Here is a 19,748-nt window from a genome sequence, read left to right on the forward strand (position 1 = left end):
CCGAATCGCAAGGTAACGTAACGGCGAAAACGATGTGGATTGGTGTTATTAGCCTCTTTCCAGAGATGTTTCGCGCAATTACCGATTACGGGGTAACTGGCCGGGCAGTAAAAAATGGCCTGCTCAGCATCGAGAGCTGGAGTCCTCGCGATTTCGCTCACGACCGGCACCGCACGGTGGACGATCGTCCTTACGGCGGCGGACCGGGAATGTTGATGATGGTGCAGCCCTTACGGGATGCAATCCACGCAGCGAAAGCGGCGGCGGGAGAAGGGGCCAGGGTGATCTACCTGTCACCTCAGGGACGCAAACTTGACCAACAGGGCGTTTGCGAACTGGCGACGCAGCAGAAGTTAATTCTGGTCTGCGGCCGCTACGAAGGTATTGATGAGCGCGTGATTAAAACCGAAATTGACGAAGAATGGTCAATCGGCGACTACGTGCTCAGCGGCGGCGAACTGCCAGCCATGACGATGATTGACTCAGTGGCCCGGTTAATTCCCGGCGTGCTGGGCAAGCAGGCGTCAGCCGAGGAGGATTCGTTCTCTGACGGTTTGCTGGATTGCCCGCACTATACCCGACCTGAAGTGCTGGAAGGCATGGAAGTACCGGCAGTTTTACTGTCTGGCAACCATGCAGAGATTCGCCGTTGGCGCCTGAAACAGTCGCTGGGCCGTACCTGGCTAAGAAGACCTGAACTTCTGGAAAACCTGGCTCTGACTGAAGAGCAAGCAAGGTTGCTGAAAGCGTTCCAGCTGGAACATCAGCAACAAAACGATGAGGCGGCAGAGTAATCTCCGCGACTATCAGTTTACCCAGGATAAGAGATTTAATTATGAGCAACATTATCAAGCAAATTGAACAAGAGCAGATGAAACAGGACGTACCTTCCTTCCGCCCGGGTGATTCCGTGGAAGTGAAAGTATGGGTCGTTGAAGGTTCTAAAAAACGTCTGCAGGCATTCGAGGGCGTGGTTATCGCTATCCGTAACCGCGGTCTGCACTCTGCATTCACTGTTCGTAAGATTTCTAACGGCGAAGGCGTTGAGCGTGTCTTCCAGACTCACTCTCCGGTCATCGACAGCATTTCTGTCAAACGCCGTGGTGCTGTGCGTAAAGCCAAACTGTACTACCTGCGTGAGCGTACTGGTAAGTCAGCTCGTATCAAAGAGCGTCTTAACTAAGGTATCGCTAACGCGACATCTAAAAGTTAATAGCAAACAAGGGGTTGGCGTGATGCCAGCCCCTTTTTTTATGGATTTCTAAAAAAATAAACATAAAATATGTCATTAGCGGCCAATGGTACCTGTAGTAGCCCAAAGCGATATATACCCGCAAGTGAGATACAGGATGTGCACCTTTTAATAACTGACAGCGCATTCAAAAAATTAATTTAGTCTGCATGATTACTCAGCTATTATTCAATTATATAAAAATAAGCAATTAATAATATTATTATTTGGTGTTTTTCTTTCCTTGTTCATAATTGAATATTCCATGAAAGGTTCCTAAATAACTTAAAGGTGTTGGCTATTTCGAGCAGTTTGTACTTTTGTTTGCACTTCATATTCTAAAGCATTCAAGGAGTTTATTAAGACGCTACTTAAAATTTCTAAAAAATCAAGAGCGCCAGTAATGTACTCAGCGTCTGGCCATGTAATGCTTCTTGATGGATGGGCTATTTGATTGCGTTTCTCCATCATTTCATTCAAAAATTTCTCCGACTTGCTTTTAGCACTGTTTGCATCGCTAGTTTCGAAATGAACTTGAATTTGAGATTGTTGAGACATTTTATCCCAAATATTTTTTATTCCGACTCTTTTAAATAAGTCAGATAAGACGTCGGGACGCATGTTTTCATGTGTAACAGATAAGCATTGATGATTAATCTCAGTTAAGTTTGTATCGTCAATTAAGTTGCTAGATAGGATTTTAACGAAAGATCTAACCCCATTATCTGCATGTCCATATTTCCTAGGGTTGGATATAACATCAGAAGTAAATTTAATTAGGTTTTCTCTCATTTCTTTAGGAAGATGTGAAAATCTATCGGCCATCTCCACGATGTTTTTACACAATTCCTCAAATGTTTCTCTTACAAACGATTCGAATCTACCAGCTATAAAAAGCAATAAAGTTCCATTTAAAATGGTTAAGTTTGAATGGTTGTTTCTTGCGCAAAGATGTAATGAGTTTATTTTTTCCACTAAGCTTGTGAGGTCACTTGTTGCTGACTCTTCCGGGTTTTCACATTTATAAGTTACTTCATCTAAAAAGGATTTTGTGTTAGCTGTGGGATCCGTATTGTTGTGGCCTTGGGGAGAAAGCTTACTATTGACTTCACCAATGCCTGAAAAATCTTTTAAGATAATTGTCATCTTTAACAATAATTTTGCTTTAGCAATATCACCATGAAAGTCTTCTAAGGTCGTGTACATGGGGGCACCTTATGATTGAAGGATTTCAGTTGCTAGGTCAATACGTTCTTTTATTGATTCAGTGGTGTTTCCCTTGCCTATAAGAATATCGTAATTTTTAGTTCCCGGTTCAACAGAGCGAATAGCTTTTTTAATATTATCCGAAGTACCAACTTTGCTTTTGTCAATAATGCTATACGCCACCATAAAAGCATCATACAATGGACGGCTTAGTTTACCTGTTGACGGCATAATGAATAGATCAGTTTGAAAAATATTATAAAGTCCGTCTATAGTGTTTTTGAAGTCACTTTTATACTGTTCAATACTCTCGTCCGTTAAAAATTGATATTGCTTAGCAGTCCTATCTAAAATACTTCTCAAAGAACCTTTAAGGTTTTCAGTTATAATTCTTTTTATTGCAAAGTATCTGAGTACTAGTTCGCAATCTGCCATGCTTTTAAATAATGTGTTTTTAAGCAAGCGTTGTGTTGGGTTAATATCCTCATCTGGCTGTGGCTCGGGAATTCCCCAAGCTTCAGCGAATGTTGAGTAGCGTGACAAATCAGCAACTAATTCATTAAATTTACCTGGATAGAGAGCATTTCTTAGTTCTTGAGGATTCAACTGAACGCCACCAGTGTTCAATCTTTTAAAAAGTATTTTTCTTATATCCATGTCGTCACTACTATCTTTCATAGTTTCTGCCAGTAAAACCACTGCATTGATAGTTCTTCTTGCTAATCCTCTTTGAATAATAATCGGTAAGTCATGGTTTCTCTTACCTTCAAGTTCTTTCCAAAATTCAAGACCCCTCAATGGGAATTCATTGTTCATGAAGCTCCGTAATGTATCAATTCGCTGACGTCCATCCATTATTTCGTATTGATTATAATCATTTTCATAAAGAAATATTGGCGGGACAGGGATGTTCATTAAAAAGGATTCAATAAGTTGTGATCGTTTTTTAATGTCCCAGCGATGACGTCGTTGGTACTTTGGCGAGGAGTTAATATATTCTTTGTCTTCTAAGGATTGCTTGAGATGGTGTAACGTAAAATCCATTGAAGTTCGAATTACCCTTAGCTGAGATTGAGCAAACTTTTCTTCAATTGTTATCTGAGTATTGTCATCAGAAGCCTCATTAACTTCATCTTCTGATTCAAACCATTCATCGATTTCATTGTCATCAATAACCTTGTTAGTCATTTTATACCCCTCTTATTGGCCATAAATTGTCTTTGAATATATCATCCTATCTTATCCTTCCTGTAGTTTTTCATAAATATGATTTAGTAAATTAGAGTGAGATTTTCACTAAATTTTGTTAAGGATAAGACATGTAAGCCATACTTTTGCCACATGATGAAGATATGTCAAGAAAACATTGATGAAGAAATTGTGCCAAACGATTGATATGCGTTATATGCGCAGCAAGCCTAGCAATCGGCTCTTGGTGCAGTCAATAGATTGAAATTATTGACATAATTAATTGTGGCCATCTTCAGCCGGTACGGACATTTAAAGTCAAGGGGTACACAACCATCGAGACAAAGCGGCCACTTAGATAAATGCATTTAGCTTATTTGGGTTTAGATCTAGCTCTTCTGCAAGGGGGGACGTGATGCCAGCCTCTTTTTTTATGCCTGCGCTTCGGGACGATGTACATGGTATATCGCCGTATTTACCGGCCCGCTCTCCAGCACGATTAAACCGTAGCGCATATCGATAAAGCGGGCGCCGCAGCGCTCCGCTACCGCGCGGCTGGCGCGGTTCTCTTCCGCCGCAAGAATTTCGATGACCTTTATCTCTGGCCGCGCAAACCCCATCGCAAGTAGCAGCGCAACGGCGCGGCTGGCGACGCCCTGTCGCTGCATATCGCTACGTACCCAGTATCCCAACGCGGCGAACTGTCCCGGCTCGCGGCCAAAACGGATCCCGGCGCCGCCCAGCAAACGATCCCTATCGTCAACGATGGCGAACTCTTCCGCTTCGCCCTTTATTCGCTGCTGCTGCGTAAACGCGATCCAGCTCGCTGCCTCTTCGGGTTGATAGTCTGGATGCGCCCAGACCATCCAGGGTTGCAGCGTATCCAGCGAGGCGTTAACGGCTGCGGTAAAGGCAGGAATGTCGTCGCGGGTAAAAGGACGCAGGCAAACTGAAGAGGCCAGAGAAGTCATAAAGTACCTGAAGAAAAAGGTGTTTTAGCAAATCGTATCAGGTGATAAGAAAGAAAGCTAAACCTGCTTTGTAATTTAATATTTACACTATCTTGAGGCTTGTTTTGTTGGATTTATGTCTAATTAAATGAAAAATATGGGTTTTTTAAGTTGGTGTGCATGCGGAATGCTTAAGTGGTAATAAAAGTGTACATTAATGGATTGCTTGTTTTACGTTCTGTGATAGAGTGTCCTCTATCCTGTCAGAGGATCATTTACCGCATAACGAGGAAAAAGGATCGTAGCCATGCAAAAAGACGCGCTGAACAATGTCCACATTGCGAATGAACAGGTTTTAATTACGCCGGAAGAGCTGAAAGCGAAGTTTCCGCTGACTGCCCATCAGGAAGCGCAGATCGCCGCTTCGCGCCAGACCATTTCCGACATTATCGCTGGTCGCGATCCGCGCCTGCTGGTGGTGTGCGGTCCCTGTTCAATTCATGACACTGAAGCCGCGCTGGATTACGCTCGTCGCCTGAAAGATCTCTCTGACCAGCTGAAGGATCAGCTCTATATCGTTATGCGCGTCTATTTTGAAAAACCCCGCACCACCGTCGGCTGGAAAGGGTTGATCAACGATCCCTACATGGACAACTCCTTTGATATGGAAGCGGGTCTGCACATCGCGCGCCAGCTGCTGGTGAACCTGGTCGAAATGGGGCTGCCGCTCGCCACCGAAGCGCTCGATCCAAACAGTCCGCAATACCTCGGCGATCTCTTCAGCTGGTCAGCGATTGGCGCGCGCACCACCGAATCGCAAACGCACCGTGAAATGGCGTCAGGCCTCTCTATGCCGGTCGGCTTCAAGAACGGCACCGACGGCAGCCTCGGCACCGCGATCAACGCCATGCGCGCCGCCGCGATGCCGCACCGTTTCGTCGGCATTAACCAGGCGGGGCAGGTTTGTCTGCTGCAGACGCAGGGCAATCCAGATGGTCACGTTATTTTGCGCGGCGGCAAAGCGCCGAATTACGGTCCAGAAGACGTGGCGCAGTGTGAAAAAGAGATGGTCAAAGCGGGACTGCGCCCGGCCTTGATGATAGATTGCAGCCATGGCAATTCTAACAAAGACTACCGCCGCCAGCCTGGCGTCGCCGAATCGGCGATAGCCCAGATCAAAGATGGCAACCGCTCGATTATTGGCCTGATGCTGGAGAGCCACATTAATGAAGGCAGCCAGTCTTCCGAGCAGCCGCGCAGCGAAATGAAATATGGTGTTTCCGTAACGGATGCCTGCATCAACTGGGAAACCACCGAAACGCTGCTGCGCGAGATGCATCAGGATCTGCAAGAGGTGCTGTCGGCGCGTCTGTCACACGAGGTGTAATGAGCAATGGTGGCTGAACTGACCGCGCTGCGCGATCAAATTGATACTGTCGATAAGGCGCTGCTGGATCTGCTGGCGAAACGCCTGGAGCTGGTGGCTGAAGTTGGCGAAGTAAAGAGCCGCTACGGCTTGCCTATTTACGTACCGGAGCGCGAAGCGTCAATGCTGGCTTCGCGCCGTAAAGAGGCGGAAGCGCTCGGCGTTCCGCCCGATCTGATTGAAGATATCCTGCGCCGCGTGATGCGCGAGTCCTATACCAGCGAGAACGATAAAGGCTTCAAAACCCTTAATCCGGCGCTGCGTCCGGTGGTGATCGTCGGCGGAAAAGGGCAGATGGGCAGCCTGTTTGCGCGCATGCTGACGCTGTCGGGCTACAGCGTAAAGACGCTGGATAAAGAGGACTGGGATCGCGCGCCCTCGCTGCTGAGCGATGCCGGAATGGTGATTATCAGCGTGCCGATCCACCTTACGGAACAGGTGATCGCGCAGCTGCCGCCGCTGCCGGATGATTGTATTCTGGTGGATCTGGCCTCGGTTAAGAACCGTCCTTTGCAGGCGATGCTGGCGGCACATGCGGGCCCGGTATTGGGTCTGCATCCCATGTTTGGGCCGGACAGCGGCAGTCTGGCGAAGCAGGTGGTGGTCTGGTGCGACGGACGCCAGCCTGAAGCCTATCAGTGGTTCCTGGAACAGATTCAGGTGTGGGGCGCGCGGCTGCATCGCATCAGCGCGGTAGAGCACGACCAGAATATGGCGTTTATACAGGCGCTGCGTCACTTCGCGACCTTCGCCTACGGCCTGCATCTCGCAGAAGAGAACGTCAACCTCGATCAGCTGCTGGCGCTCTCGTCGCCGATTTATCGTCTTGAGCTGGCGATGGTGGGGCGGCTGTTCGCGCAGGATCCTCAGCTTTATGCGGACATCATTATGTCCTCGGAAAGCAATCTGGCGCTGATTAAACGCTATTACCAGCGCTTTGGCGAAGCGATTACGCTGCTGGAGCAGGGCGATAAGCAGGCGTTTATCGCCAGCTTCAACCGTGTCGAACACTGGTTTGGCGATCACGCAAAACGCTTTATGGTTGAAAGCCGCAGCCTGCTGCGCTCCGCTAACGACAGTCGACCGTAAAAAAAACGGCATCCTTATGGATGCCGTTCTGTTATGCGCTGCGCGGCTCCACCGCGACAACATTCTCGCTGGGATAGCATCCCAGCACTTTCAGCATGCGGGTCAGCCCTTTTAGCTCCTGCAGCGCCTGCTGCACGCTGTCGGATTCCAGATTGCCCTGCACGTCGATATAAAACATCTCTTCCCACGGGTTGCCGTTAATGGGGCGCGACTCCAGCTTGCTCATAATCAGGTTATGCTGACGCAGCACCAGCAGCGCCTCCACCAGCGCACCCGCCTGCTGGCCGGTCGCCATTAGCAGCGTGGTTTTCGCCGGAACCTGATCGGAGACGGCGATGGGCTTACGCGCCAGAACGATAAAGCGCGTATGGTTTTGCTGCTGATTCGCCAGATTGCGCTCCAGCACCTGCAGATGATAGAGTTCGCCGCCCGCCTCGCTGCCTAGCGCCGCCGCTTTCGGCGAGTTCAGCGCCGCGACTTTTTCCATGGCGGCAGCGGTGCTCTCGGTATATTCGATCTTCCAGTGCGGGAAACGGCTAATAAACTGGCTGCACTGCTGGAACGGCTGCGGATGACTATAAACAGTTTCAATCTGCTGCAGATCGGTATCGCCTGTGACCAGCACACAGTGCTCGATAGGCTGAGTCAGTTCGCCCACAATTGAGAGGCTGGTCTGCTGCAGCAAATCGTAAACGTCGTTAATCGAGCCGGAGCTGGTGTTTTCAATCGGCAGCACCGCGTAATCAGCCTGACCGTTTTCAACCTGCCGAATAATATCCTGAAACTTCAGGCAGCCTGTTTCCACCATATTGTCGAAGTGGCGCGCGGCATACTGACGTGCGGCCAGATGGGAATAGGAGCCTTTAGGGCCAAGGAAAGCGATGCGCGCCGCCAGCGCATGAGCATGGTTCAGGTTTTTCTGCAGCAGCGCCTGCTGCGTCAGAACGGAATCTTCAATGATTTGCTGAAACAGGCGCTTAATGTAGTGCGCATCCAGCTGATGTTTCTTGCCGAGCACGATCAGATGCTCCAGCAGCGCACGCTCGCGTTCGATATCGCGAATCGGCCGATGCGTGGCCAGTTTCGCTTCGGCGACCTTCACGGCCAGCGCGCGACGCTCAGCCAACAGCGTCAGCAGTTTCTCATCAACGGCGCTGATCTGGTCACGCAGCGCTAGCAAGGGATTATCGGGATTCATAGGGCTCACCTGTAAGCTGTCCAATAAAAAAGCCTCCCGGTTGGGAGGCTTTGTTGTTCGTCTTCGCTTTCGTTTTCACACGACGAATCGCCTCCCAGTCAGGGGAAGGTAAAAAAGAAAGCGAAGAAAAACGACAGAGGTTTCATGATGATTTCCATTCAAAAGGTGATTCGAGAGTACCCGCACTGATTTGAGGCTGTCAATAAAAAACGCGCCCGCAGGCGCGTTTGCTAAAAACAGGTGGATTAGATGGCTGGCGTGAAGTTTTTCACGCTGGTCGCTGCCCGACGGGCTTCAGGCTTATGCTGAACCTTATTCAACTGACGCTCAAGCTTACCGATGAGATCGTTAATCGCCGTATACATATCCTCGTGCTTAGCGCTGGCAACCAGCGTGCCGTTGGGCGTATTGATTGTGGCGTCGGCCACGAATTCTTTCGGCGCTTTAGAGAGAACGATGTGCGGATTTATCAGATGAGCTTGCCATTTTTCCAGCTTGGCGAGACGGTCTTCGACATGGTCGCGGATAGCCGCGGTGATTTCCATTTGTTTGCTGGTAATGTTCAGAATCATAGGTCTACCTCTCTGTCATTTCCGTCTGGGTAGATCCAGCATAACGCGCTTAACAATGAAATGTGTGATCTTGATCACGAAAAAATGTCACTTTTTGTCAATGGCAATGTTTTGTGAGAAAGGCCGGGAATGCGGTTGAAATGCCTTGAATCGATGCGGCGAGAGGCGCATGATTGACGGGTTACATCAGCGAGGAATTAACGAAATCGTCGATTTTTCGCCCATAAAAAAGCAGCCCTTGCGGCTGCTTTTTCATTTTTTTCGCCTCAGTTTTAGCTGGCGCTGTTTGCGGCGATAATTTTCGCCACTTTGTCCGCTTCGGCATTCAGCTGCAGATTGCGATAGGCTTTTTCCATCAGCGGCAGCGCATCGCGCGTGGCCTGCGTATCAGGATAATCGCGCATCATGCCTTCAACACGGTTAACAACCGCGACATAGGCTTCACGCTTAGTATAGAATTGCGCCACCGACAGCTCATATTTCGCCAGGCGGTCTTTCAGATAGACCAGGCGCTTTTGCGCATCGGCTGCATACTGGCTGTTTGGATAGTTACGCACCAGCTGCGAGAAGTCGCGGAACGCGTCGCGGGCATGGGTCGGATCGCGATCGGAACGATCGATGCCGAAGAAGCCCTGCAGCGCAGAGTCGTCCAGCGCCATATCCGTCAGGCCGCGCATATAGATAACGTAGTCAATGTTCGGATGGGTCGGGTTAAGACGCATAAAGCGATCTATGGCAGCCTGCGCCAGCGGTAAATCGGCGTTTTTGTAGTAGGCATAGATCAAATCAAGCTGTACCTGCTGAGAATAAGGACCAAAAGGATAACGGTTGTCCAGCGCTTCCAGTTGCTTAATCGCCGCTTTAAAGTTACCGTCCTGCAGCTTTTCCTGCGCGGTAGCGTAGATTTCGGAAGGCGGGCTGTCCGGTACTGTGTCCTTTGAGCTGGAACAACCCACAAGGGCCAGGCTCAGTGTGGCAGCAGCCACCAGATATTTCATACGCGTCATGACGAAATGGTTATCCTCAAATTTGTTATGGCGGAAGCTGTCCGTATAGCTCCCGGTAATGACCAGGTACGATAGCACATTATATTAAACGGCATCGCCGTGAAAACCCAACGTTAACGAAGAAGCTGTATATGGCACAACAAGTTCAACTCACCGCAACGGTCTCCGAAGCGCAGCTGGGACAACGCTTAGATCAAACTTTGGCGGAATTGTTCCCCGATTATTCACGCTCGCGCATAAAAGAGTGGATCCTTGACCGGCGCGTCAGTGTAAACGGCGCGATCGTCGATAAACCGAAAGAGAAAGTCCTGGGCGGCGAACAGGTCGCCATCGATGCAGAAATAGAAGAAGAGCAGCGCTGGGAAGCGCAAAATATCCCGCTGAACATCGTCTATGAAGATGACGATATTCTGGTGATCAACAAGCCGCGCGATCTGGTGGTGCATCCTGGCGCCGGCAACCCCGACGGCACCGTACTGAATGCGCTGCTTTATCACTATCCCGCCATTGCCGACGTGCCGCGCGCCGGTATTGTGCATCGACTGGATAAAGATACCACCGGGCTGATGGTGGTGGCGAAAACCGTCCCGGCGCAGACGCACCTGGTGGAAACGCTGCAGCTGCGCGAAATCACCCGCGAGTACGAAGCGGTGGCGATTGGAACGATGACGGCGGGCGGCACGGTAAACGAGCCCATCAGCCGTCACTCGACTAAACGCACCCATATGGCCGTGCATCCGATGGGGAAACCGGCGGTAACGCACTATCGTATTATGGAGCACTTCCGCGCCCATACGCGTCTGCGCCTGCGTCTCGAAACCGGCCGTACGCATCAGATTCGCGTGCATATGTCGCACATTAACCATCCGCTGGTGGGCGATCCGCTGTACGGCGGTCGTCCGCGTCCGCCGAAGGGCGCCTCGGATCAGTTCATTGCCACGCTGCGCGCGTTCGATCGCCAGGCGCTGCATGCGACCATGCTGCGCCTCTACCATCCGATTACCGGCATCGAGATGGAGTGGCATGCGCCGCTGCCGCAGGACATGGTGGAGCTGATTGAGGTACTGAAAGCGGATACCGAAGAGTTTCGCGATCAGATGGACTGGCTATGAGCTGGATCCTGCCGGACTGGCCCGCGCCCGCCAGCGTAGGCGCCTGCTCGACGCTGCGCGGCGATGGCGCTAGTCTGGCACCCTGGAATGCGTTCAACCTGGGCAGCCATGTCGGCGACGATCCGGCGCACGTGGCTGCCAACCGGCAGAGCCTGGTAACGCGCGCCGCGTTGCCGGCGATGCCGCACTGGCTTGAGCAGGTTCACGGCACCGAGGTGGTTCGCCTGCCTGTTGAGCAGACGGAGCCGTTACGGGCGGATGCCTGCATTACGCGCGAAGCGGGCGTGGTGTGCGCGGTGATGACGGCGGATTGTCTGCCGGTGCTGTTCTGCTCTTATGACGGCAGCGAAGTCGCCGCGGCGCATGCCGGCTGGCGCGGTCTGTGCGCGGGCGTGCTGGAAAATACGCTGGCGCGATTCGCTGCGCCAGCCAGCCAGATACACGCCTGGCTTGGGCCGGCAATCGGTCCCGACGCCTTTGAAGTCGGCTGCGAGGTGCGCGATGCGTTTATGGCGCATGACGCCCATGCTCAGCAGGCCTTTCGTCCGGCGGGCGCTAAGTATTTCGCCGATATCTGGCTGCTTGCGCAGCAGCGGCTGCAGGCGGCGGGCGTCACCTCCGTGAGCATGACGCGCCGCTGCACCTTTCATGAGAGTGGCGATTTTTTCTCCTTCCGACGCGACGGAACCACCGGGCGTATGGCTTCTTTAATTTGGCTGAGATAACCTTACGCCACAAGACGATCCAGTAGCGTATTTTTTGCTCATGATGCAGGTCATTAACCTTGAAAATTTGAGGGATGACCTCATTTTAATCTCCAGTAGCATTTTGACCTGTAATGGGAGGAATCATGCGTCTGGATCGTCTTACCAACAAATTCCAACTGGCCCTTGCCGACGCGCAGTCCCTTGCTCTGGGACACGACAACCAATTTATTGAACCTCTGCATCTGATGAGCGCGCTGCTCAATCAGGAAGGGGGATCCGTTCGTCCGTTATTAGCCTCTGCAGGCGTTGACGTTGCCGCTCTGCGCAACGGCGTCGAGCAGGCGATCAACCGTTTACCCCAGGTAGAAGGCAGCGAAGGGGATGTTCAACCGTCCGCTGACCTGGTTCGCGTGCTTAACCTGTGCGACAAGCTGGCGCAGAAGCGCGGCGACAATTTTATCTCATCTGAACTCTTTGTTCTGGCTGCCCTCGACTCGCGCGGCTCTTTAGCCGATCTGCTGAAATCGGCCGGTGCGACCACTGACAAGCTAACCAAAGCGATTGAGCAGCTGCGTGGAGGCGACAACGTGAACGATCAAGGGGCTGAAGATCAGCGCCAGGCATTAAAGAAATACACCATCGACCTGACCGAGCGCGCCGAACAGGGCAAGCTCGACCCGGTCATCGGCCGTGACGAAGAGATTCGCCGCACTATTCAGGTGCTGCAGCGCCGCACCAAAAACAATCCGGTGCTGATTGGTGAACCCGGCGTCGGTAAAACCGCCATCGTAGAAGGCCTGGCGCAGCGCATTATTAACGGCGAAGTGCCGGAAGGGCTGAAAGGCCGTCGCGTACTGGCGCTGGATATGGGGGCGCTGGTGGCGGGTGCAAAATACCGCGGCGAGTTCGAGGAGCGTTTGAAAGGCGTACTCAACGATTTGTCGAAGCAGGAAGGTAACGTCATCCTGTTTATCGATGAGCTGCATACTATGGTTGGCGCCGGTAAAGCTGACGGCGCGATGGATGCCGGCAATATGCTGAAGCCGGCGCTGGCGCGCGGCGAGCTGCACTGCGTGGGGGCGACTACGCTGGATGAATATCGCCAGTACATCGAAAAAGATGCCGCGCTGGAGCGTCGTTTCCAGAAAGTCTACGTCGCCGAACCGAGCGTGGAAGACACTATCGCTATCCTGCGCGGGCTGAAAGAGCGCTATGAGCTGCATCACCATGTGCAGATCACCGACCCGGCGATTGTCGCGGCGGCGACGCTGTCGCATCGCTATATCGCCGACCGCCAGCTGCCCGATAAAGCTATCGACCTGATCGATGAGGCCGCGTCCAGCATCCGCTTGCAGATCGACTCGAAACCGGAACCGCTCGATCGCCTGGAGCGCCGCATCATTCAGCTGAAGCTGGAGCAGCAGGCGCTGAAGAAAGAGTCGGATGACGCCAGCATTAAGCGTCTCGAGATGCTGGAAAGCGAACTCGACCAGAAAGAGCGCGAATACGCGGAGCTGGAAGAGGAGTGGAAAGCGGAAAAGGCCTCTCTTACCGGCACGCAGAATATCAAGGCGGAACTGGAGCAGGCGCGTTTGTCGCTGGAGCAGGCGCGCCGCGTGGGCGACCTGGCGCAAATGTCCGAGCTGCAGTATGGCAAGATCCCGGAGCTGGAAAAACAGCTGGCGGCCGCTACGCAGTCTGAAGGTAAAACCATGAAGCTGCTGCGCAACCGCGTTACCGATGTCGAGATCGCCGATGTGCTGGCGCGCTGGACCGGCATTCCCGTGGCGCGCATGATGGAAGGCGAGCGCGATAAGCTGCTGCGTATGGAGCAGGATCTGCACGCGCGCGTTATCGGCCAGAACGAGGCGGTAGAAGCGGTATCGAACGCGATTCGTCGTAGCCGCGCAGGCTTGTCGGATCCGAATCGTCCTATCGGTTCGTTCCTGTTCCTGGGCCCAACCGGCGTGGGTAAAACCGAGCTCTGCAAAGCACTGGCGAATTTCCTCTTCGATAGTGACGACGCCATGGTGCGCATCGACATGTCGGAGTTTATGGAAAAACATTCCGTGTCGCGGCTGGTGGGCGCGCCTCCGGGATATGTCGGCTATGAAGAGGGCGGCTATCTGACAGAAGCGGTGCGTCGTCGTCCTTACTCCGTCATTCTGCTGGACGAGGTAGAGAAAGCGCATCCGGATGTGTTCAACATTCTGCTGCAGGTGCTGGACGACGGACGTCTGACGGATGGACAGGGTCGCACCGTCGACTTCCGTAATACCGTAGTGATCATGACGTCTAACCTGGGCTCCGATCTGATTCAGGAGCGCTTCGGCGAACTGAACTACGCGGAAATGAAAGATGTGGTGATGAACGTGGTTGGTCATCACTTCCGTCCAGAGTTCATCAACCGTATCGACGAAGTGGTGGTGTTCCATCCGCTGGGCGAGCAGCACATTGCTTCTATTGCGCAGATTCAGCTGCAGCGTCTGTATAAACGTCTGGAGGAACGCGGCTACCAGCTGCATATCTCTGACGAAGCGCTGAAGCTGCTGGGGGAAAACGGCTACGATCCGGTTTATGGCGCGCGTCCTTTGAAACGTGCGATTCAGCAGCAGATCGAAAACCCGCTGGCGCAGCAGATCCTCTCCGGTCAGCTGGTGCCCGGCAAGACTATCGAAATGGACGTCAAAGAGGGCGAAATCGTCGCTTATCAGTAACTGACATCAGCGAAACGGGCCTGCGGGCCCGTTTTTTTATGCCCAAAATCGCCTTTTTGATGTAATTTTCAGCGCATTGCCTGGAAAGTAAGCGGTTAGTAAAAAAGTTTAAATTAGCGCTTGTCAGCCAGGAGGAACTGTCTATAATGCGCCTCCACTGACACGGCACAACGGCTTACGGAATGCGGTGTTCAGGAGATTCGGTTCGCTGAGTCGCCGGATGAAATCCCTGAAAAAAGGGGTTGACTCCGAAGGAGAGTCGCGTAATATACGCCACCTCGCAGCAGCAGGCTGAGCCGCTGACTGCACCGCTCTTTAACAATTTATCAGACAATCTGTGTGGGCACTCGGGAGCAGATATCAAAAGCCTTCGGGCTTAAAAAATATCAAGCCTCACGAGTGGACACATAATGACATTCATTATGACGTTTTACAGATGAGCACCGCTTAACTGGTTTAAGCAAATCAAACTTAAATTGAAGAGTTTGATCATGGCTCAGATTGAACGCTGGCGGCAGGCCTAACACATGCAAGTCGAACGGCAGCACAGAAGAGCTTGCTCTTTGGGTGGCGAGTGGCGGACGGGTGAGTAATGTCTGGGAAACTGCCCGATGGAGGGGGATAACTACTGGAAACGGTAGCTAATACCGCATAACGTCGCGAGACCAAAGTGGGGGACCTTCGGGCCTCACACCATAGGATGTGCCCAGATGGGATTAGCTAGTAGGTGGGGTAACGGCTCACCTAGGCGACGATCCCTAGCTGGTCTGAGAGGATGACCAGCCACACTGGAACTGAGACACGGTCCAGACTCCTACGGGAGGCAGCAGTGGGGAATATTGCACAATGGGCGCAAGCCTGATGCAGCCATGCCGCGTGTATGAAGAAGGCCTTCGGGTTGTAAAGTACTTTCAGCGGGGAGGAAGGCGATGCGGTTAATAACCGGGTCGATTGACGTTACCCGCAGAAGAAGCACCGGCTAACTCCGTGCCAGCAGCCGCGGTAATACGGAGGGTGCAAGCGTTAATCGGAATTACTGGGCGTAAAGCGCACGCAGGCGGTCTGTCAAGTCGGATGTGAAATCCCCGGGCTTAACCTGGGAACTGCATTCGAAACTGGCAGGCTAGAGTCTTGTAGAGGGGGGTAGAATTCCAGGTGTAGCGGTGAAATGCGTAGAGATCTGGAGGAATACCGGTGGCGAAGGCGGCCCCCTGGACAAAGACTGACGCTCAGGTGCGAAAGCGTGGGGAGCAAACAGGATTAGATACCCTGGTAGTCCACGCCGTAAACGATGTCGACTTGGAGGCTGTTCCCCTGAGGAGTGGCTTCCGGAGCTAACGCGTTAAGTCGACCGCCTGGGGAGTACGGCCGCAAGGTTAAAACTCAAATGAATTGACGGGGGCCCGCACAAGCGGTGGAGCATGTGGTTTAATTCGATGCAACGCGAAGAACCTTACCTACTCTTGACATCCAGAGAACTTGCCAGAGATGGCTTGGTGCCTTCGGGAACTCTGAGACAGGTGCTGCATGGCTGTCGTCAGCTCGTGTTGTGAAATGTTGGGTTAAGTCCCGCAACGAGCGCAACCCTTATCCTTTGTTGCCAGCGATTCGGTCGGGAACTCAAAGGAGACTGCCGGTGATAAACCGGAGGAAGGTGGGGATGACGTCAAGTCATCATGGCCCTTACGAGTAGGGCTACACACGTGCTACAATGGCGCATACAAAGAGAAGCGACCTCGCGAGAGCAAGCGGACCTCATAAAGTGCGTCGTAGTCCGGATCGGAGTCTGCAACTCGACTCCGTGAAGTCGGAATCGCTAGTAATCGTGGATCAGAATGCCACGGTGAATACGTTCCCGGGCCTTGTACACACCGCCCGTCACACCATGGGAGTGGGTTGCAAAAGAAGTAGGTAGCTTAACCTTCGGGAGGGCGCTTACCACTTTGTGATTCATGACTGGGGTGAAGTCGTAACAAGGTAACCGTAGGGGAACCTGCGGTTGGATCACCTCCTTACCTGAAGATACTGCCTTTCGAAGTGCTCACACAGATTGTCTGATAGAAAAGTAAAGAAGCAAGACGGCTGCGAAGTCGTGACGCATTTTTTGTGTCCCCTTCGTCTAGCGGTTAGGACTCCGCCCTTTCACGGCGGCAACAGGGGTTCGAATCCCCTAGGGGACGCCACTTGCTTGGTGACAGGTGAAAGGTGTCTCCACGAAATATCTCAAAGCCGGCGGCAACGTCAGGTTTGAGATATTGCTCTTTAACAATCCGGAACAAGCTGAAAATTGAAACGACGCGCGGCGTTATTCCCCCGTAACAGGGAATAAAGGCAGCGCGTTCGAGTCTCTCAATAATCACATCCGCGACGTCGCAAGACGCCTGTGGGTTGTGAGGTTAAGCGACTAAGCGTACACGGTGGATGCCCTGGCAGTCAGAGGCGATGAAGGACGTGCTAATCTGCGAAAAGCGCCGGCAAGGTGATATGAACCGCAACAGCCGGCGATGTCCGAATGGGGAAACCCAGTGTGTTTCGACACACTATCGCAACATGAATACATAGTGTTGCGAGGCGAACCGGGGGAACTGAAACATCTAAGTACCCCGAGGAAAAGAAATCAACCGAGATTCCCCCAGTAGCGGCGAGCGAACGGGGAGCAGCCCAGAGCCTGAATCAGCTTGTGTGTTAGTGGAAGCGTCTGGAAAGTCGCAGGGTACAGGGTGATACTCCCGTACACGAAAACACACATTCTGTGAGCTCGATGAGTAGGGCGGGACACGTGGTATCCTGTCTGAATATGGGGGGACCATCCTCCAAGGCTAAATACTCCTGACTGACCGATAGTGAACCAGTACCGTGAGGGAAAGGCGAAAAGAACCCCGGCGAGGGGAGTGAAACAGAACCTGAAACCGTGTACGTACAAGCAGTGGGAGCCTCTTTATGGGGTGACTGCGTACCTTTTGTATAATGGGTCAGCGACTTATATTCTGTAGCAAGGTTAACCGTATAGGGGAGCCGCAGGGAAACCGAGTCTTAACTGGGCGTTAAGTTGCAGGGTATAGACCCGAAACCCGGTGATCTAGCCATGGGCAGGTTGAAGGTTGGGTAACACTAACTGGAGGACCGAACCGACTAATGTTGAAAAATTAGCGGATGACCTGTGGCTGGGGGTGAAAGGCCAATCAAACCGGGAGATAGCTGGTTCTCCCCGAAAGCTATTTAGGTAGCGCCTCGTGAACTCATCTCCGGGGGTAGAGCACTGTTTCGGCTAGGGGGCCATCCCGGCTTACCAACCCGATGCAAACTGCGAATACCGGAGAATGTTATCACGGGAGACACACGGCGGGTGCTAACGTCCGTCGTGAAGAGGGAAACAACCCAGACCGCCAGCTAAGGTCCCAAAGTCATGGTTAAGTGGGAAACGATGTGGGAAGGCCCAGACAGCCAGGATGTTGGCTTAGAAGCAGCCATCATTTAAAGAAAGCGTAATAGCTCACTGGTCGAGTCGGCCTGCGCGGAAGATGTAACGGGGCTAAACCATGCACCGAAGCTGCGGCAGCGACGCGTAAGCGTTGTTGGGTAGGGGAGCGTTCTGTAAGCCGTCGAAGGTGTGCTGTGAGGCATGCTGGAGGTATCAGAAGTGCGAATGCTGACATAAGTAACGATAAAGCGGGTGAAAAGCCCGCTCGCCGGAAGACCAAGGGTTCCTGTCCAACGTTAATCGGGGCAGGGTGAGTCGACCCCTAAGGCGAGGCCGAAAGGCGTAGTCGATGGGAAACAGGTTAATATTCCTGTACTTGGTGTTGCTGCGAAGGGGGGACGGAGAAGGCTATGTTGGCCGGGCGACGGTTGTCCCGGTTTAAGCGTGTAGGTGTGTGTTCCAGGCAAATCCGGTTCACTTTACACTGAGGCGTGATGACGAGGCACTACGGTGCTGAAGCAACAAATGCCCTGCTTCCAGGAAAAGCCTCTAAGCATCAGGCAACACGAAATCGTACCCCAAACCGACACAGGTGGTCAGGTAGAGAATACCAAGGCGCTTGAGAGAACTCGGGTGAAGGAACTAGGCAAAATGGTGCCGTAACTTCGGGAGAAGGCACGCTGGCGCGTAGGTGAAGGGACTTGCTCCCGGAGCCGAGGCCAGTCGAAGATACCAGCTGGCTGCAACTGTTTATTAAAAACACAGCACTGTGCAAACACGAAAGTGGACGTATACGGTGTGACGCCTGCCCGGTGCCGGAAGGTTAATTGATGGGGTTATCCGTAAGGAGAAGCTCTTGATCGAAGCCCCGGTAAACGGCGGCCGTAACTATAACGGTCCTAAGGTAGCGAAATTCCTTGTCGGGTAAGTTCCGACCTGCACGAATGGCGTAATGATGGCCAGGCTGTCTCCACCCGAGACTCAGTGAAATTGAAATCGCTGTGAAGATGCAGTGTACCCGCGGCAAGACGGAAAGACCCCGTGAACCTTTACTACAGCTTGACACTGAACACTGGTCCTTGATGTGTAGGATAGGTGGGAGGCTTTGAAGCGTGGACGCCAGTCTGCGTGGAGCCGTCCTTGAAATACCACCCTTTAATGGCTGGTGTTCTAACGTAGGCCCGTTACCCGGGCTGCGGACAGTGTCTGGTGGGTAGTTTGACTGGGGCGGTCTCCTCCCAAAGCGTAACGGAGGAGCACGAAGGTTGGCTAATCCTGGTCGGACATCAGGAGGTTAGTGCAATGGCATAAGCCAGCTTGACTGCGAGAGTGACGGCTCGAGCAGGTGCGAAAGCAGGTCATAGTGATCCGGTGGTTCTGAATGGAAGGGCCATCGCTCAACGGATAAAAGGTACTCCGGGGATAACAGGCTGATACCGCCCAAGAGTTCATATCGACGGCGGTGTTTGGCACCTCGATGTCGGCTCATCACATCCTGGGGCTGAAGTAGGTCCCAAGGGTACGGCTGTTCGCCGTTTAAAGTGGTACGCGAGCTGGGTTTAGAACGTCGTGAGACAGTTCGGTCCCTATCTGCCGTGGGCGCTGGAAAACTGAGGGGGGTTGCTCCTAGTACGAGAGGACCGGAGTGAACGCACCGCTGGTGTTCGGGTTGTCATGCCAATGGCACTGCCCGGTAGCTAAGTGCGGAAGAGATAAGTGCTGAAAGCATCTAAGCACGAAACTTGCCCCGAGATGAGTTTTCCCTGACCCCTTGAGGGTCCTGAAGGGACGTTGAAGACGACGACGTTGATAGGCCGGGTGTGTAAGCGCAGCGATGCGTTGAGCTAACCGGTACTAATGACCCGTGAGGCTTAACCTTACAACGCCAGAGGCGTTTTGTGAGACGCGAGATTTTCAGCTTGTA

General features: G+C 52.5%; 14 protein-coding genes, 1 tRNA gene, 2 rRNA genes and 1 other annotated feature. Of the genes, 10 read left to right on the forward strand and 7 right to left on the reverse strand.

From position 1 onward, the window contains the following. Positions 1–32 precede the first annotated feature (32 nt). The gene (gene trmD, locus AC6I7Z_RS04050; protein ID WP_033752014.1) at positions 33–794 is read left to right on the forward strand and encodes a tRNA (guanosine(37)-N1)-methyltransferase TrmD; all 762 of its coding nucleotides are present in this window, start codon (positions 33–35) and stop codon (positions 792–794) included. Between the two features lie 41 nt (positions 795–835). After that, positions 836–1,183 carry a 50S ribosomal protein L19 gene (gene rplS, locus AC6I7Z_RS04055; protein WP_033752010.1) on the forward strand — a complete coding sequence of 116 codons (348 nt, stop codon included), beginning with the start codon at positions 836–838 and terminating at the stop codon, positions 1,181–1,183. Between the two features lie 333 nt (positions 1,184–1,516). Here rplS and AC6I7Z_RS04060 read toward each other — a convergent pair whose 3' ends face one another. The 3 genes from AC6I7Z_RS04060 to AC6I7Z_RS04070 form a co-directional block, all read right to left on the reverse strand. Continuing rightward, positions 1,517–2,437 carry a HEPN domain-containing protein gene (locus tag AC6I7Z_RS04060; RefSeq protein ID WP_497813237.1) on the reverse strand — a complete coding sequence of 307 codons (921 nt, stop codon included), beginning with the start codon at positions 2,435–2,437 and terminating at the stop codon, positions 1,517–1,519. Positions 2,438–2,446: 9 nt separating this feature from the next. After that, positions 2,447–3,625: a DUF262 domain-containing protein gene (locus AC6I7Z_RS04065; RefSeq protein ID WP_497813238.1), complete on the reverse strand. Its 1,179-nt coding sequence runs from the start codon at positions 3,623–3,625 to the stop codon at positions 2,447–2,449. Positions 3,626–4,056: 431 nt separating this feature from the next. Next, complete coding sequence (locus tag AC6I7Z_RS04070; RefSeq protein WP_497813239.1) at positions 4,057–4,596, reverse strand: GNAT family N-acetyltransferase; 540 nt, start codon at positions 4,594–4,596, stop codon at positions 4,057–4,059. A 286-nt stretch (positions 4,597–4,882) separates the two neighbouring features. On the opposite strand from AC6I7Z_RS04070, the gene AC6I7Z_RS04075 reads away from it, so the two are divergent. Continuing rightward, the gene (locus AC6I7Z_RS04075; RefSeq protein ID WP_497813240.1) at positions 4,883–5,962 is read left to right on the forward strand and encodes a 3-deoxy-7-phosphoheptulonate synthase; all 1,080 of its coding nucleotides are present in this window, start codon (positions 4,883–4,885) and stop codon (positions 5,960–5,962) included. Positions 5,963–5,968: 6 nt separating this feature from the next. Beyond that, positions 5,969–7,090, forward strand: a complete 1,122-nt coding sequence (gene tyrA / locus AC6I7Z_RS04080; RefSeq protein ID WP_497813241.1) for a bifunctional chorismate mutase/prephenate dehydrogenase — start codon at positions 5,969–5,971, stop codon at positions 7,088–7,090. A 31-nt stretch (positions 7,091–7,121) separates the two neighbouring features. On the opposite strand, the gene pheA is transcribed toward tyrA, so the two are convergent. From pheA to bamD, 4 genes are all read right to left on the reverse strand, one after another. After that, positions 7,122–8,288, reverse strand: coding sequence for a bifunctional chorismate mutase/prephenate dehydratase (pheA, locus tag AC6I7Z_RS04085; RefSeq protein WP_497813242.1), 1,167 nt, complete (start codon positions 8,286–8,288; stop codon positions 7,122–7,124). Between the two features lie 22 nt (positions 8,289–8,310). Continuing rightward, positions 8,311–8,435 (reverse strand) — a sequence feature (Phe leader region). Further along, complete coding sequence (locus AC6I7Z_RS04090; protein ID WP_497815393.1) at positions 8,387–8,434, reverse strand: hypothetical protein; 48 nt, start codon at positions 8,432–8,434, stop codon at positions 8,387–8,389. Its footprint overlaps the feature before it by 48 nt. Positions 8,436–8,533: 98 nt before the next feature. Next, the gene (gene raiA, locus AC6I7Z_RS04095) at positions 8,534–8,860 is read right to left on the reverse strand and encodes a ribosome-associated translation inhibitor RaiA (protein ID WP_497813243.1); all 327 of its coding nucleotides are present in this window, start codon (positions 8,858–8,860) and stop codon (positions 8,534–8,536) included. Positions 8,861–9,132: 272 nt separating this feature from the next. Then, complete coding sequence (bamD, locus tag AC6I7Z_RS04100; RefSeq protein WP_103794846.1) at positions 9,133–9,867, reverse strand: outer membrane protein assembly factor BamD; 735 nt, start codon at positions 9,865–9,867, stop codon at positions 9,133–9,135. 131 nt (positions 9,868–9,998) lie between these two features. Between bamD and rluD the strand changes: the two genes are divergently transcribed. The 6 genes from rluD (at position 9,999) to AC6I7Z_RS04130 (ending at position 19,703) form a co-directional block, all read left to right on the forward strand. Continuing rightward, a complete protein-coding gene (gene rluD / locus AC6I7Z_RS04105) occupies positions 9,999–10,979 on the forward strand; it encodes a 23S rRNA pseudouridine(1911/1915/1917) synthase RluD (RefSeq protein WP_033751993.1) in 981 nt (326 codons plus the stop codon). Then, positions 10,976–11,704: a purine nucleoside phosphorylase YfiH gene (yfiH, locus tag AC6I7Z_RS04110; protein ID WP_497813244.1), complete on the forward strand. Its 729-nt coding sequence runs from the start codon at positions 10,976–10,978 to the stop codon at positions 11,702–11,704. The genes rluD and yfiH overlap by 4 nt, the downstream gene beginning before the upstream one ends. Positions 11,705–11,829: 125 nt before the next feature. Continuing rightward, positions 11,830–14,403 (forward strand): ATP-dependent chaperone ClpB, encoded by a 2,574-nt coding sequence (gene clpB, locus AC6I7Z_RS04115; protein WP_497813245.1) that lies wholly within the window; start codon positions 11,830–11,832, stop codon positions 14,401–14,403. A gap of 473 nt (positions 14,404–14,876) precedes the next feature. Beyond that, positions 14,877–16,418 (forward strand): 16S ribosomal RNA (locus AC6I7Z_RS04120). Between the two features lie 93 nt (positions 16,419–16,511). Further along, a tRNA-Glu gene (locus AC6I7Z_RS04125) sits at positions 16,512–16,586 on the forward strand. Between the two features lie 211 nt (positions 16,587–16,797). Beyond that, a 23S ribosomal RNA gene (locus AC6I7Z_RS04130) occupies positions 16,798–19,703 on the forward strand. Together the 16S and 23S rRNA genes with 1 tRNA gene alongside form the textbook arrangement of a ribosomal RNA operon. Positions 19,704–19,748 lie beyond the last annotated feature (45 nt).

Source organism: Pantoea sp. X-Soil-MYKO-1289, assembly GCF_059730625.1.

Excerpts from the sequence above, each read along its gene's own strand:
- AC6I7Z_RS04075 (WP_497813240.1), top strand. The coding sequence starts at position 4,883 with ATGCAAAAAGACGCGCTGAACAATGTCCACATTGCGAATGAACAGGTT.
- rluD (WP_033751993.1), top strand. The coding sequence starts at position 9,999 with ATGGCACAACAAGTTCAACTCACCGCAACGGTCTCCGAAGCGCAGCTG.
- trmD (WP_033752014.1), top strand. The coding sequence starts at position 33 with ATGTGGATTGGTGTTATTAGCCTCTTTCCAGAGATGTTTCGCGCAATT.
- AC6I7Z_RS04065 (WP_497813238.1), bottom strand. The coding sequence starts at position 3,625 with ATGACTAACAAGGTTATTGATGACAATGAAATCGATGAATGGTTTGAA.
- AC6I7Z_RS04070 (WP_497813239.1), bottom strand. The coding sequence starts at position 4,596 with ATGACTTCTCTGGCCTCTTCAGTTTGCCTGCGTCCTTTTACCCGCGAC.
- AC6I7Z_RS04060 (WP_497813237.1), bottom strand. The coding sequence starts at position 2,437 with ATGTACACGACCTTAGAAGACTTTCATGGTGATATTGCTAAAGCAAAA.
- yfiH (WP_497813244.1), top strand. The coding sequence starts at position 10,976 with ATGAGCTGGATCCTGCCGGACTGGCCCGCGCCCGCCAGCGTAGGCGCC.
- bamD (WP_103794846.1), bottom strand. The coding sequence starts at position 9,867 with ATGACGCGTATGAAATATCTGGTGGCTGCTGCCACACTGAGCCTGGCC.
- rplS (WP_033752010.1), top strand. The coding sequence starts at position 836 with ATGAGCAACATTATCAAGCAAATTGAACAAGAGCAGATGAAACAGGAC.
- pheA (WP_497813242.1), bottom strand. The coding sequence starts at position 8,288 with ATGAATCCCGATAATCCCTTGCTAGCGCTGCGTGACCAGATCAGCGCC.
- tyrA (WP_497813241.1), top strand. The coding sequence starts at position 5,969 with ATGGTGGCTGAACTGACCGCGCTGCGCGATCAAATTGATACTGTCGAT.
- clpB (WP_497813245.1), top strand. The coding sequence starts at position 11,830 with ATGCGTCTGGATCGTCTTACCAACAAATTCCAACTGGCCCTTGCCGAC.
- raiA (WP_497813243.1), bottom strand. The coding sequence starts at position 8,860 with ATGATTCTGAACATTACCAGCAAACAAATGGAAATCACCGCGGCTATC.